Annotated in this window: 10 protein-coding genes; all 10 read right to left on the reverse strand. The window is 55.8% G+C overall.

Features of this window, described 5'->3' with window-relative positions:
* Positions 1 to 2: 2 nt before the first annotated feature.
* The 10 genes from ACA059_RS31000 to tssK all read right to left on the reverse strand — a co-directional run bounded on the left by ACA059_RS31000 (position 3) and on the right by tssK (position 14,318).
* Positions 3 to 464 (reverse strand): XAC2610-related protein, encoded by a 462-nt coding sequence (locus ACA059_RS31000; RefSeq protein ID WP_497632119.1) that lies wholly within the window; start codon positions 462 to 464, stop codon positions 3 to 5.
* Positions 465 to 557: 93 nt separating this feature from the next.
* On the reverse strand, positions 558 to 1,064 hold the full coding sequence (locus ACA059_RS31005) for a hypothetical protein (protein WP_497632120.1): 507 nt from the start codon (positions 1,062 to 1,064) through the stop codon (positions 558 to 560).
* A 125-nt stretch (positions 1,065 to 1,189) separates the two neighbouring features.
* A complete protein-coding gene (locus tag ACA059_RS31010) occupies positions 1,190 to 2,035 on the reverse strand; it encodes a tetratricopeptide repeat protein (RefSeq protein ID WP_497632121.1) in 846 nt (281 codons plus the stop codon).
* Positions 2,019 to 4,688: a VgrG-related protein gene (locus ACA059_RS31015; protein ID WP_497632122.1), complete on the reverse strand. Its 2,670-nt coding sequence runs from the start codon at positions 4,686 to 4,688 to the stop codon at positions 2,019 to 2,021. Before ACA059_RS31015 ends, ACA059_RS31010 begins: the two co-directional genes overlap by 17 nt.
* A 52-nt stretch (positions 4,689 to 4,740) precedes the next feature.
* The gene (locus tag ACA059_RS31020; RefSeq protein WP_497632123.1) at positions 4,741 to 6,783 is read right to left on the reverse strand and encodes a type VI secretion system Vgr family protein; all 2,043 of its coding nucleotides are present in this window, start codon (positions 6,781 to 6,783) and stop codon (positions 4,741 to 4,743) included.
* Positions 6,784 to 6,811: 28 nt separating this feature from the next.
* A complete protein-coding gene (locus ACA059_RS31025; protein ID WP_497632124.1) occupies positions 6,812 to 7,828 on the reverse strand; it encodes a serine/threonine-protein kinase in 1,017 nt (338 codons plus the stop codon).
* Positions 7,825 to 8,553, reverse strand: a complete 729-nt coding sequence (locus tag ACA059_RS31030; protein ID WP_008150095.1) for a PP2C family protein-serine/threonine phosphatase — start codon at positions 8,551 to 8,553, stop codon at positions 7,825 to 7,827. Before ACA059_RS31030 ends, ACA059_RS31025 begins: the two co-directional genes overlap by 4 nt.
* Complete coding sequence (gene tssM / locus ACA059_RS31035) at positions 8,553 to 12,092, reverse strand: type VI secretion system membrane subunit TssM (RefSeq protein ID WP_497632125.1); 3,540 nt, start codon at positions 12,090 to 12,092, stop codon at positions 8,553 to 8,555. The genes ACA059_RS31030 and tssM overlap by 1 nt, the downstream gene beginning before the upstream one ends.
* A 13-nt stretch (positions 12,093 to 12,105) precedes the next feature.
* Positions 12,106 to 12,981: a type IVB secretion system protein IcmH/DotU gene (gene icmH / locus ACA059_RS31040; RefSeq protein ID WP_497632127.1), complete on the reverse strand. Its 876-nt coding sequence runs from the start codon at positions 12,979 to 12,981 to the stop codon at positions 12,106 to 12,108.
* Positions 12,982 to 12,986: 5 nt separating this feature from the next.
* Positions 12,987 to 14,318, reverse strand: coding sequence for a type VI secretion system baseplate subunit TssK (gene tssK / locus ACA059_RS31045; protein ID WP_046045022.1), 1,332 nt, complete (start codon positions 14,316 to 14,318; stop codon positions 12,987 to 12,989).

A 14,318-nucleotide genomic window follows, 5' to 3' on the forward strand; every position in this document is an offset into this window, starting at 1 on the left:
ATTCAGGTTCTGCGCTTCGGAAACCGGGTTACGCATTGCTTCGGCAAGTTCATTTCCCAGTAAGTACTGATCAGCGCTTTTCGCTTACTCTCAATACGGAGATTGACGAAACCATCGCCGCAATCTGGCCGTAACTCCTGGAAGGTTCCTGTTGTGGGTTGGTAAACAAAAATCCTGTGAAAATCGTAAGTGCCCATGCCGTCATCGATCTGCCAGACTGCGAAGTCCTTCGCACCGTCAAAATTGAAATCGTCGATCTGCACATGTAGTTCGTTTTCTGATTGAAAATCGATTGTCCGGGATTCGCTATGAGCATTGCGTTTAACAGCGACCGTTAGCGTCGAACCGTCCAGCACGATCGTCGCTTCGACGTTTTCGGTTGGGCTGAACGTCGTTACCTCAGCCAACACCGGAATCGTCCACAGCAACCCGAGCAGTGATACGGCTAGATTGTTGAAGCGCATGTGATCTTCCTACTCCCACTTAATAAGGAAAGGGGACGGATCAATTTATGTTAAATAAATCCCGTCCACCTTTTTCTCCACCCCGCCCAGCCCCTACTCAGATTCCCCTTCATATTTTTTCGTTTCTGAGTTAAAGCTCCACTTGTGAGGTGTAGTTAATGCATCCTTTCCTTTATAACGGACGTTCCCATCACCATCTCTCTGATAGGAGTAAACTTGAATATCTTTGAAACCGCTAATAGCCCCAGGAGCCGTGTCTAAAACTTCAACTTTAGCAAAATAGTCGCCACCAACAAATTTCAAATAACCTTTGCACTGAATTAAAAAACCGTAAGTTTTATCTTTGCTAGACCCTTCACTACCATAGGAGGTGAAGATAAAGTCTTTAATGCCATCGCCGTTAAGGTCGCCGTTATAAACTACTTTCCCTTCTTGAACAGAAAACTTCTCGCCGCTAACCCTTGACAACGTGTCGATCTGATCCCCGTCTTCAGACCACTGTGAAATAAAGTGCTTCGCGCCCCCAGACGCATCACAAACATCTACAGTGGCGGCGCTAACCATAGGGGAAAAAACTAGAAAAGCAAAAATGTATTTCATAGTTAAAATTCCAAGACAAAGGTATTTCTACCAGTTCTTATAAAGGTGATAGATTTATTTATCGACGACCGCACCACAAAGTGTCGAGCTCAATTAAACAAATCCGTCCCCTCTTCCATTTTTCGTTAAAGACTAGAAGAAGCTCCAGAGCGCTCAAATACTCGCGACGGAATTTTTGACTTTTTGTTTACCGACAGCATGAGCTTTTTGTATTCAGAATATTGTTTTACGGCGTCATTTTTGTTGCCAACCGCCCAGTTCGAATCCGCCAAATTCAACCAAGCGACCGCTCTATTTGGCTGAACAATTACGATATCTTTTAGAAACGGGATAGATTCCGCTGCTTGATTATTCTCCTGTAGAAAATAGGCATAATCATTTATCGCTGAAACAACTACACCAGCTAATTCTTTATCAGCCAGCCAAGCAGAATTATAATTCTCCGCATAAGGAGAAAGCCCGATGATCGCTTCCTCTTTTTTTCCTTTTTTAAATAACGAAAGAGCATTGGCGTGAGCGAGATCAATCATTTCTGCATAAACAATTTTATGCTTCTTGTCATTGGTCAAAACTTTCCCGTAGCGATTAACCAAACTATTATCTAATGCACAAATACCCACATCATCCACATCAGTTATAACTATCGCCGTGGAATCACTCTCAACGTTTATTTTTTTCCCCTGCGCTTGTTCTTCGCTATAGCTGTTTATGCCCGTGCTGACTGGAAATAGGTTACCTTTAAAGCCGCCTTCTACAGCTGTTAAGCTTGCTGCGATTACGCAACTACCCGACGTAGCCTGCCCATTATCGTTCCCCCCAGCAAGAACTAGCAGCGAGGTGTTTCCTTGCACCTCAGTTATAGCTGCACTTCCTGAATTGGAAACGTAAAGCGCCAGACTGTTTTGAGCCATTGAAATACTGGCAAAAAGCACTGCAACAGCAAACACCAAAATATTAGTAGCCGCTTTCATCTTTCAAACGCCCCTGTGCTTTCGCCTTTTCTGAAACAAATCTGTCTGCTACGCCCTGCTGCACTGCAATGGAATTTTTCGAAAAATAGTACAACTGACCATCTGACGTACCTCCTACAATCTTTCTGCCTCGCTCATTATAGATCGCATCAATTAATTTTTCGTCGTAAGCCTTGGTTTCTTCGTGCGGTATTCCCAAGCCATCTATCGCTTTTACAATGATTGAAGCGCCTGGTCCTTGCTGAACTGCTGTCGACCAAACCACATCATTTATAGTGTGTGAGTGATATCTCAAATCGATCCCAGCATCAGTAATAATTTTTTGAATCTGAATATCAAAGTGAGAAACCTTGATGAATTCGTGCTCCACATCGACAAATTCCTGTCCTTTTGTTTCCACCAGCTCTTTCCACTTACTGGTGAATGCTGCTGAGCCAGGTGTCAACCCAGAAAATTCGCTTGTCCATGGCATGCCGTTCCAATTCACAAAGTTTTTAACCGTTCCGCCGTTAATCACAGTAAAAGAACCGTCAGGATTCTTAATCTTGCGTTGGCTGGTCATTTGATAAGCACCGTAAGATACGCCACCCGCATCCCCAGCTCCGCCAGACACAGTAATTGAACCACGCCCTCCGGTTTCGTAATGGCTAGACAGACTACCTAAATCATAGTCTCTTTTCATGCGGGAAATATAAAAGTTTCCTAATAGTCCAACCGGATGAAAATGCCAAACATTACCGTCGCCCGCTATGGCTTGTTTGCTTGCCAACTGAGCCCACCATGATAATTTTTCGATCCGCTTCTTCTCCACTATCCAGTCGGGATTAACAATACCCGAAGAATCTTTCATAAGTGGATCAAGCTCTGACCATTTACCTTCATTCCAAAGCCATTCACTTTCATACTTACTAATCAATTGTGAAATTGATTGAGCAAACCAGAATTTCGCAAGAGCCGATTTTATTTCTTCAACGGACAGTTTTGTGTCGGAGTCAGTATCGATAGTTTTATAAAGCCACTCGCGTATCGGACCTCCATCAGCAATGTTCAACTGGGCGCTATAATTTGGAAGTTCTTCCTCAGTCAAAGCACCCTGGGCGTCTAAATGACCAGCTAGGTTTTCTACGTTACTTACCGTCTCGGTTAGGTACTGAAAGCCAATCCATTCCCAACCACTATGCCTGGTGGTGATCAACGTCTGCTCGTGAAGCCAGCCATCTAGAGGCAGACCTGCTTCATCGGCAAATTTTTTATCAACCCGCCACCAGAAACTTTCAGCGCCTGCTGTACCGCCTCCTACTTTTATTTTTCGATCTGCCGACATTCGGCTAAGAACATCAACCGGAATAATCGTATTAAAGCCTACTTTAGGTGAAGAGGGCGAAGCTATTGGAGGATGCGCATTGTTAATGCCGTCAGCATGGGAGACTATTTGACTAGCTTCTTTATGGATCATAATTAGTTTTTTCTGATCCTCTGGAAATGCTGCTCCTATAGGCTTACAACTTTCAATAAATGCTGGTACGTCATCACTACTGAACACCTCAAGATGTAAGACGCTCTTACTTGTGGCATCTCCATTATTCTGATACTTGCCAGCGTGCCCTATTCTCTCCCCGGCCTTAATTTTTACTGGTACAGGAAGGACATAAACCTCACCCCAAGGTTTCTGAGGCTCATTTAACTCTTCTAAAGACGCTGCAAAAATTTTCCCAAGTCCCGCAGGATTTATATTACTCGCAAGTTTTGGGAAAGCTTCGCCAGCTACAATTTCCACCAACTTTTTATACTGCCCCGGCCCACTAACTACTTTTACCTGTGTGCCAGCGGGGAGGAACGAAATAATCTGCCCCGTAACCAAGTCACGAATATTGGCACCGTTGTTATACTCTGGGACTGGGTCCTTCGCCTCTTTATCAATGAGGTATTGATCCCCGGAAACATGGTGCATTTCCTTCTTGAAAACCCATCCCATATTTTGCTCTAACCCTGAAACAGGTGGGGACACACTTACAATTTCCAACCATTTTTGGGTTGCCGGAGCAGCCTTGGTCGTTACCGCGGTTCCTCTGGGCAGCACGGCCAATTCCGCGGACTGAGACGATTTATCGGCGCGTACACGAAGCCCCAGCAACGCGTCAGGTGCATTGGCTTTGACTGAAGACAGACCTCCTCCCCAGTAAGCCGGCCGCTTAAGTGAAGGATTTTCTTGATATGTCTTCCAGTCCAGCAGGTGCATATAAAGGCTGTAGAAAGTAAGTCTTGGACCCGAAGCCGCATTTCCCGCTGGGGACGGCGTAGTAGCCGCATTCACGGCTGGCGGCGTCAGAACGTGTTTCACCAGAACAAAACCAGTAGAAAAAGGAGATGCCGGGCTTCCTGAATAATCTGAAGTTGGATAGCTCTCATCAATACGGTATGCAACGACTTCACCATCAGCTATGCACCTGACTTCGGTTAGATCAGTTACTAAACCAGTACCTTCGTCGAAATGAATCCCACCATGCCAAAGGCCGTTGCTTCCTACAGGATAAAAACCCGCCTTAGCTTTGGCTAAAGCGTCGTAATACTGCTGCGGATCGGTCGCTTCTGCGGCACCAATTTTCAGCGGATACGCCCATTTCTCTACTTTGCTTGTCGTTGTCTCAGTCATTACCAATTACCTGAATTCTGTTCCCTGATGGCTTGGATTGCCGTCGGCGTTTTTAGCCGGAAAAATTAAGCATTCGTTTTGGCTTACGCTTGATCTGTTCCTCAGGCGCATTCAGCAACGCCTGATCCATCAAACTCCCCGCCTTATCCTTATCCGCAGCCCCCGGCAGCACTGGTGGCTTAATCCCAATCCCAGTCCCACTCCCCGCCGCCCCGCCAGCATTAATCTTCACTACCGGCCCAACCACGGTAATCCCGCCGGCATCGAGCTTGATGAAGCTGCCACATGCTTTGACTGTCAGCTCCATCCCGGCTTCGATGACAATCTTGTCCCCAGCCTTCAGATGAATCTCTTTCCCAACGCTAGTCAGTTGCGCACTCCCCAACTTCACATGCTGGTTCTGCCCAATCGTCAGGTGGTCATCCAGCCGCGCTTCAGTCTTGCGATCCGCAATCGTGGTCCGATGCTCTTCAGCCTTCAGCTCGGTGTAGGTGTTCTTCTCCACCGTATCGTGGCGTTCATTGCCGACCCGAATCTTCTGATCATGCTCGATGTTTTCATCCCAATCCCGCTGGGCATGGATGAAGATCTGTTCCGCCCCTTTCTTGTCCTCAATGCGCAGTTCATTAAACCCACCGCCTCCCGGGGAGCTGAGGGTTTTGAACACGGTGCGGGTTTTGTTTGCCGGCAGGTCGTAAGGGACCTGGTTTTCCTTGTGATACAGGCAACCAGTCACCAGCGGCTGGTCGGGGTCGCCTTCGAGGAAGGTGACGAGGACTTCCATGCCGATACGCGGGATGGCGATGGCGCCATAGCGGTCGCCAGCCCAACTCGAAGAGACGCGCATCCAGCAACTGGTTTTGTCGTCAGCCAAACCTTCACGGTCCCAGTGGAATTGCACCTTGATGCGGCCGTACTGGTCGCAGTGGATTTCTTCACCTTTGGGGCCGGTGACCATGGCAGTCTGGCTGCCGAGCACGCGAGGTTTCGGGTGTTCCAGCGCCGGGCGGTAGAACACGTCCCACGGCGTGGCGAGGAAGCGGTTGCGGTAGCCCTGGTGGAAGTCGTCTTTGTTGTCGGTGGTGTCGCTGGTCACGGACTCTTCGAGGACTTGCGGCTGTTTACCTTCGTGGACGATTTCGGTGAGCAACCAGAGGTCGTTCCACTCGGTGCGCGGGTGGTCGGACATTTCCAGGAAGTGGCCGCTGACCAGGGTGGTCTGATCGCTTTTGCCTTCGGCCTGGCGGTAGTCGGCGCGGTGGCGTTCGAGGGCGCGTTGGCTGAGGAATTTGCCGCGTGCGCGGTCGATGAAGCGGCCGGGGTAGTCGTAGTCTTCGAGGTCCGGCGCATCGCTTTGCGCCTCGGGTTTGTAGGCGGACTCGAGTTGCAGGCGTGGTTTTTCGAAGTCGTAGTCGCGGCGGGTGACGCGGCCGGTGCGGGTTTCCAGGCGGAGCTTGAAGCCTTTGATCACCGGTTCGTCGGCGACCATGCCGCTGCCTTGTACATACGCCGTTGGCTGGCCGAGTTTCGGGAACACGGTCTGATCATCGCCGAATACCAAAAGATGACCTTTGGAACTGTGCTGGAAGTGGTAGTGAATGCCTTCCTCTTCGCACAGGCGCTGGACGAAATGCAAGTCGGTTTCGTCGTACTGCACGCAGTAGTCGCGGTCCGGGCAGGGTTGGCTCAGCTGGAATTTGTAGGCGTTGCCCTTGATCCCGTGTTCGTCGAGGATCAGCGCGATGATTTTCGGCGCGGACATCTGCTGGTAGATGCGCTGGTTGGTGCGGTGGTGCAGGTATTGCAGCTGCGGCACCAGGGAGATTTTGTAGCGGGTCAGGCGCTTGCCGGCATCGCCTTGGGCGACGCGGTAAATCTGGCCGTGGATGCCGGAGCCCTGTGGATCGAACGCCAGGAATGCCTGTTTGTGCAGGAGTTTTTCCAGGTCCAGATCGGGGTTTTCGCTGACCAGCTCCAGGTCGAAACGATACGGCTGGCTGATGCCTTCGGTGCCGGTGAACGACAGCACTTGCAGGTCGCCCACGTAGTCTTCGACAGTCAGGCTGAAGTGGGTTTCGTTAGCGAGGTTGAACATTGCTTGCTCCCTGTTCGGTAGTCATCCGTTACGCCCGCAGTCGCAGGCGTTGCAGCAAAGACGAAGTGGCGCCCAAGGCGTCACGCAATTGGGCGGCGGTGATGGTGCGCTTGGCCGCATCGAAAGCCAGCGCGGTTCGCAGGGCTGGCCAGCAGTGTTTCGGTAGATTCCTGGGTGCGTGCAGCTCGCGTTCGAGGTGGCCATCGCGGGCCTCGGTTGAGGGCAAGCGGCGGAACGGGTGTTTGCCGCCCGCCAGCTCGTAGAGCACGCAGGCCACGCCATAGACATCCGCACTGGCCGACAGCGATTGGCCTTCGAGCAGTTCGGGGGCGGCGTAGCCGGGGGTCCAGGCGTTGAAGCGGTTGCGGCTCAGGTGTGGCAGGCCGGGCAGGATGCCCTCCTCGGCCTGGCCCAGACCGAAGTCGAACAGGCGCACGCCTTCTTCGCTGAGCATCACGTTGCTCGGTTTCATATCACCGTGCAGCACGCCGCGAGCGTGGGCGAAGGCCAGCGCGTCGAGCAGCGGCAGCGCGATGTCGCGCAGTTCTTTCCACGGCAGGCCCAGGGGCCGCTCGCAGAGTAATTTGTCCAGGGTCAGCCCACGCATGAGTTCCATGGTGATGAAGGCGCGCTGGCAGTCGGTGTCCACTTCAAAGCTGTGCAAACGCAGCACGTTGTCGTGGCGCAAGCGTCGGGTCAGGGCGAACTCGCTGTAGAGCAAGGCACTGGCGTCCGGCGATTCGGCAAATTCTTCGCTGAGGATTTTCAGCGCAATGTAAGGGTCGGGATCGCCGAACTGCTCGCTCAGCAGATCCCGTGCGCGGTAAACCGCGCCCATGCCGCCTGCACCGAGCAGGCGCTCGATGCGGTAACGGCCTGCCAGCACGTCGGGCATTTCGCCGATGCTAGCCTTGGTTGGCGCCAGCGCGGGCTCAGCTTTATGCGGCTTTCCGTTCAGAGGCGTGGCAAACGCAAAGTAAGTCAGGTTATTGGCTTCCTCGTCGGTCACCGGCAGGTCGTCGAGCGGCGGCATGAGTTGAGTCATTTTCGGATCACCACAGCAGTCAAGTTGTCCCGGGCCGAGCCACGCAAAGCGCCGTCGAACAGACGCTCCAGCGCAACGTGCGGCGCGGTCAGGCTCAGGGCGTTGCCCAACGCATCGGTGCTCAGCCCCTGGTACAAACCATCGCTGCACAACAGAAACGCATCGCCGGGGTAAACCTCGAGTTCGAGCACGTCCAGCGTCAGCTGCTCGGCAGCGCCGACCGCTCGGGTCAGCGCGTGAGCGGAAGGATGCGCACGGGCGTCTTCGACGCTCATGTTTTGCTCGTCGATGAGTTGTTGTTGCAGCGAATGGTCCTTGGACAGCTGATACAAACGCTGGCCACGCCACATATAGCAACGGCTGTCGCCGGCCCAGATGCAGGCCGCGCGATTACCTTCCACCAGCAGCGCCACCACGGTGCTGCCCATGATGCTGTCGTGGCGCCCGGCCGTGACGGTCAACTCCTGACCCAAACGACGGTTAAGCCAATGCAGGCACTGGCGTATGCCTTTGAGTCGTTCGTCGAAGTCGTCCTGCACCGGCAATTCCGCCAGGCTGGCGACGATCAACTGGCTGGCAATGTCGCCACCCTGATGACCGCCCATGCCATCCGCGACCACCCACAGCCCCTGCTGTGGGCAGTCGAGGAAAGCATCTTCGTTGCGCGCCCGAACCTTGCCCGGATCGGTACGCGCAGCGCTGCGCCAGGGACTGGCAACCAGCATCAGAGCTGCACCGGCATACGGAAGGTGCGCAGCACGCCCATGTCGAACGGGTTCGGTGTGCGCTGGCTCGACAGCAAGTAGTTGGCGCGCAGGCCGCCTACATCAGCTTTCAGTACCAGCACATCGCGACCGCTCAGGTACTCGGTCTGCATCAGGTCGAACAGACGGAACAGCGACCAAGGGCCGGTGTTCTTTTCGATACCGATCGGGCGGCCGGCCATTTTATCGAGGACCAGGCTGGTGCGACCGTCTTCAGCATCGGTCGGCCATTTGAACGACACCGGCACGATCGGGCCGTGGCGGTATTCGATGGTCTTGTCGCCAAACTTGAACTCGGAACGGCTGACGGCCGGGTCGAGGGTGTACGGCTCCAGTTTGAACTGCACTTGTGGCTCGGCCGGATTGATCGAGAAGAAGCTCTGGCGAATCACTTGGGCCGCGGCCATCTGGTCGAGGTAGACCTTGGAGATCGGCATGCTGTGACCGTCAATGCTGCGCAGACGGTAGTTGCCTGGATCGCCACTCACGAACGGACGCATGTAGGTCTCGAAGAAGCGATCGTTGATGCCCTGCGCCTTGAAGAACTCGCGAAAATCGCTGATCGCAACATCGCTGGTGCTGTGGGCGCTGAACGGGTAACGCTTGTTGATCGCCTTGCCATAGAAGCTGTACAGCTCGCTCTGATAACGCTGGTTCAGGTACTGGTAGGAATCGTTCAGCACCAGACGCCAAGTGTCTTCAGCCAGTACGTTGAACCACACGCTGACCGGACGCGGCAGACGGTTCGAAGCATTGCGCAAGTTGCTCAACGCATCACGCTGGCCGCTCATGCGGGTCTTGGCCATTTCGAACGCAGCCTGTTCCGGCGCACTGGCACGAGCGAGGCTCGCCAGTTGCAGTTGCAGGTCGTTGAGCGCCGTCAGGGCCGGGGTCAAATCAGCGGCCGGGCCGTTGTTGTCATCCAGCAAACGGTGCAGCGGTTCGAAGCGACGTTGCAGGGATTTCTTCGCGGTGTCTGGCAGGTTTTTGATCGCAGCCATGTCCGAGGCTTGGTCCGCTGCGGCAGACGCCAGTTTGCCCAGCTTGCCCAATTTGCCTTTCTGATCGGCCAGTGCTCCAGCGGCATCAGCCGCTTGATCAACCGGCTCAGCTTCCGCCGGGAACCGGGTGTTCTCACGCACTTCCACCAGCAGTTGTAGCACTGGCGAGTTGGCGGACGTCAGGCCCGCCAGTTGCTCGGCGCCCTCGCCCGCATCGTTGATCGGTGGCAGGGCAACCTGGCCGACCGCCTCACTCCAGAAGTTGGCGTAGTCGCGGAAGTACAGTTGCTCCAGTTCGACCATCAGGCGACGCAAGTCCATGCCGCTGATGCCCGAGCCTTCGCCCAGCACCCAGTTGTCACGCAGGATATCGGTGACCAGCGCACTGCCCTGAACCGAGAAATACTGCTGATAACCCTGTTGAGTGTAGAAACCCGGGATCACGTATTCGGTGCCGACAAACAGTGAAGCCTGTGGCCCCATGTGTTGGCTCAAACGGTATTCCGGCAGGTTACGGGCCTGCTCGCGCAGCATCCGGTAAACCACGTTGGCCAGCGACTCGCTGCGCAACACCTGACGCGCCTGGGCCACCAGTTGATCGTTCAGCGGGTAGATAAACGGCTGCTTCAGCAAACGCTCGAAGTGCGTGTTCAAACCGTTCTGTACCGACGTGTTGCCGGCGTAACGCAGGGACCAGTCAGTGGCGACCCAATCCTTGAGCCATGCGGCATCGCGGCGATCTTTTATGTTCAACATCAGGTACGCACGCAGGCTGTTGAGCAGGCGTTCGCGGTCCTTCATGTTGGCGCGGATCTGCCCTTCCAGCAGCGTCGCGACCCGTGGCAGCAGTTGCGCTTCAAGCTCACGCTCGTAGGCCTCCTTGACCACCGGATTGACCTCTTCGCCCTGGTACAGACCGCCGCGCTCGTGGTAACTCACGTCACCCTTTTTTGGGAAGACCTGAGTCGCCGCGTATCTGGTGTCGAGGGTCTTGAGCACCGCCATGGAATCATCACGCGCGGTCAATGCCGAGCGCTGTTGCGTCCAGCTGGTCGCCAGGTTACGCAGGTTTTCCAGACGCTCGTAGTTGGCCGAGAATCCGCCCGCCCACAGCATGCCGAACAGCGCCAGTGCCGCCAAAGCGCCCACGTACAGGGCACGTTGGCCCCAATGGATACGGCTGCGTTCGCGCTTGTCCAGGCCGGCCAAATCCGCTTCCGGGAAAATAACGCGGCTGAGCAAATGATGAATAAACCGTGAGCGGCCGCTGCGCAGGGTTGGCAGCGTGCCGGCGTTAATGCCCAGATTGGCGCCGATGTTGGCGGTGGTCTGGTCCATTTCTTCGACCAGGTGCGGCGCGCTGGTCAGGTAGAAACCACGCAACTGGCTGGAACGCTGGTAGCGGTTGCCGGTGAACGCCATGTCGACGAACAGGCACAGGCGCTCACCGATCAGCCCCAGTTGATGCGGGAAGTCGAGGATGCGGCCACGGCGCTGGGTGTCGCGCTCCTGGTGCATGCGCATGATCACCTGGCTGTTCAGGCGACGCAGCAGCTCTTCGAACTCGGCGCGCAGCACGGCGACGTCGGTGCCGCTCTGCTCTTTGCGGAAGCTGGTGCCGAGTACCTGATCGCTTTCTTCGCGGGTCAGTTGATCGAAGAACTCGTCAAAACCGAGCAGCTTGTCAGCCTTGCTCAGCACCAGATAAATCGGCACATCGACGTGCAGCTTTTGATGCACATCTTGCAGACGGGCACGCACCTGGCGAGCCAGGGTGTCGAGGTCTTGCTCGCTGCCGCCCAGCAGTGTTTCCACCGGAATGGTCACCAGCACGCCGTTCAACGGACGGTTGCGGCGACGCTTGCGCAGCAGGTCGAGCAAGGTGCTCCAGGCGCTGCCATCGACTTCGGCATCCGGCTGGGTCAGGTAACGCCCGGCGGTGTCGATCAGCACACCGTGGTCGGCGAAATACCAGTCGCAATGACGGGTGCCAAGGGTGTCGCGGGTCAGTTTGCGGTCGATCTTGTTGATCGGAAACTCAAGGCCCGAGAAGTCCAGCAGGCTGGTCTTGCCGCCGCCCTGTGGACCGATCAGCAAGTACCAAGGCAAATCGCTGCGCCAGCGTTCGCTGCGGCCGCGATAGAGGCTCGAGGTCTTCAGGATTTTCAACGCATCCTTGAAGCGTACGCGAAGCTCTTTTTGCTCTTCATCGATCAACTCTTCACGGCGGATACGATCCTGGCCGTCTTCGGTGTCTTCGATGGCTTTCTTGCGTACGCCAGCACGCCAGCTGACGAAGACCATGGTCAGGCCCCAGATCAGGAACAGCACACTGATGGTCAGCAGGCGGGAGGTCGAACCTTCCCAGAACTTGTAGTCATCGACCGCCAGCAGCGGCCCGACGAACCATACCAGCAGCGCGACGAACAGCACCAGCAGCAAGGTCCAGACCCAGGTCTGGCGCAAGAATGCGCCGACTTTCTTGAAAAACTTTTTCATCACACGTCCCTGTTTACGGCTGCGACTGCGGCTGGACCGCGGCCGGATCTAGCTGCTGATAAGGTTGCAGAACGGTTTCGCGTTGCTCGCCCAATACCCAGGCGAAGCCCGAATACATCACCACCAGGCAAACCACGGTGAACAGCACCACCATCCACGCCGGCACGATGCGCACCAGGCTGCGGCGCTGATCGTTTAAGCCTTCCCAATGGGGCGACAATTCGCGAGGCACGTCGCCGCGCAACTGACGAATCTGGCGATACAAGGCGTCGCGGATGCCTTCGAGCTCGAGCATGCCGCGGGCTTGCACGCGGTACTTGCCTTCGAAACCGAGGGACAAGCACAGGTACATCAGCTCCAGCATCGGCAGGTGCTTGACCGGGTTTTTCGACAGGCGATCCAGCAGCTGGAAAAACTTCTCGCCGCCGAAGGTTTCGTTGTGGAAGCTGCTGAGCAGGCTCATCTGCGACCACTCGCTTTCGTTGCCCCACGGCGTGGTCACGACGGCTTCGTCGACCACGGTGCACAGCACATAACGCGCGGCCATCACCTGGCTGCTTTCGGCGCCGTTGTGCAGCGCACGCACTTCAAACAGTTTCAGCCCGGCAGTCAGTCGCTCGTTGAGCGCGTACATGTCTTCGCGGGTGGCGCTGTGCTTGAGCCGCACCACTTCCGACAACAAGTCGGACGCCCCCGCGACCAGCGAATTGAGGCTGATGTTGAAGGCTTCGGCCGGGCGCAGGCGCGCGGCATAAATCATCCGTTCTTCCAGCTGTTCAATACGCGGCGGTGCGGCGAAATCTGTCAGCGGACTCTGCGCCGGGCCGTGGCCCTGGCGGTCGAGCAGGACGGTTTTATCGTCCTGGTTGTGTTCCATGTCCTTGATCATGTCGGTCAGTTCCTGATGGCCCAGAATTTCAGTTCAAGCTCGGCAAATTCGCCGGACACGTGGAACGCGAAGCCGCCGGAGCGCTCGAGTTGTGCCAGGTCTTCGGAACTGAGTTCGAGAATGAAATAGGTTTTGTTGGAGTGGAACGCGATCTGCCGCGGGGCCACCGGCAACGGTTTGACCTTGATGCCCGGCAGATGCAGGTTGACCAGTTGGCGGATGCGCTCCACGGGGCCGACCTTGAGGTGCGCCGGCAAGCGATGGCGCAGTTCTTCGGAGTCGCAGTTGGCACTGGCGGCGAGCACGAACGAGGCCGAGCCCAGGAGTTTGTGGTCGTGCAACGGCGAGACGATGATCCCGTACTGGCGTGCTTGCAGGACCAGTTCGATGGCGTGCTGTTCGAGCACCATCGACAACACCTGACGAATCGCTTCCATCAGCTTGCGGAAGCTCGCGCCCTGGTCGCTGTGCTGGTAACGGCTGTCCAGACGCGGGCGTTTGCTGTCGCTGGAAAAGGTAGCCAGATCGCCGAGCATGGTCAGCAGCGTGCGGTACAACTCTTCCGGGTGAACCTGTTCCAGGCCGAGGTAGTGGCGCAGCAGCAGTTCGGTGCGGTTGATCAGTTGCAGCATCATGAAATCGCCGACTTCCGCGCCACCGACTTTGCCGTTGGAGCGGATCCGCTCGGCGATGGTGTCGCCACGGTGGCCGAGCATGCTGATCACTTCTTTCAGGCACGACAGCAGGTAGCTGGACGAATGCGCCTGAATGTAGGTCGGGACGAAATCCGGGTCGAGGCTGATCACGCCGTCGGGCGTGGTGTCGAGCACTTCGCAGATCTTCAGTTTCACGTAGGCCTGGTCGCTCTGCTGCTCGCCGAGCAACAGTTTGAAGTCCGGGCGGCCGCAGCTGACCTGGCTGGCGGAATCGTCGCCGGCGTTGGAGTCAGCGACTTCCGCTTCGTACGCGGTGTAGCGCGCCAGCACGTCGGATTGCTCCGGACGACGCGACTCGATGTGGTTACCGGTGACCAGCGGCAGCGCCAGGTAGATCGGCGTGTTGCCGGTGTTCGGCGGCACGTCGAGCGCCAGCGGTTCGGTGTTGCCGCCGAGTTCGAACAGGCTGCCGTCCGGCAGAATCCCCGAGGCCTGGCTGATCACCAGTTTGCCCATGTTGAGGAACTGCAAGTCGATGTCCAGGTTCAGGAAGCCCCAGGTGTAGCTGCCCAGCAACTGAGTGCGGGTCTTCATCTGGTGGTCGTAGTAGCGATCGTTGTGCTGGAAGTGCTGCGGGCGTAGCAGCATGCCTTCCTGCCAAATCACTTTATGGGAATTCAT

The organism is Pseudomonas sp. LBUM1647 (assembly GCF_059716175.1).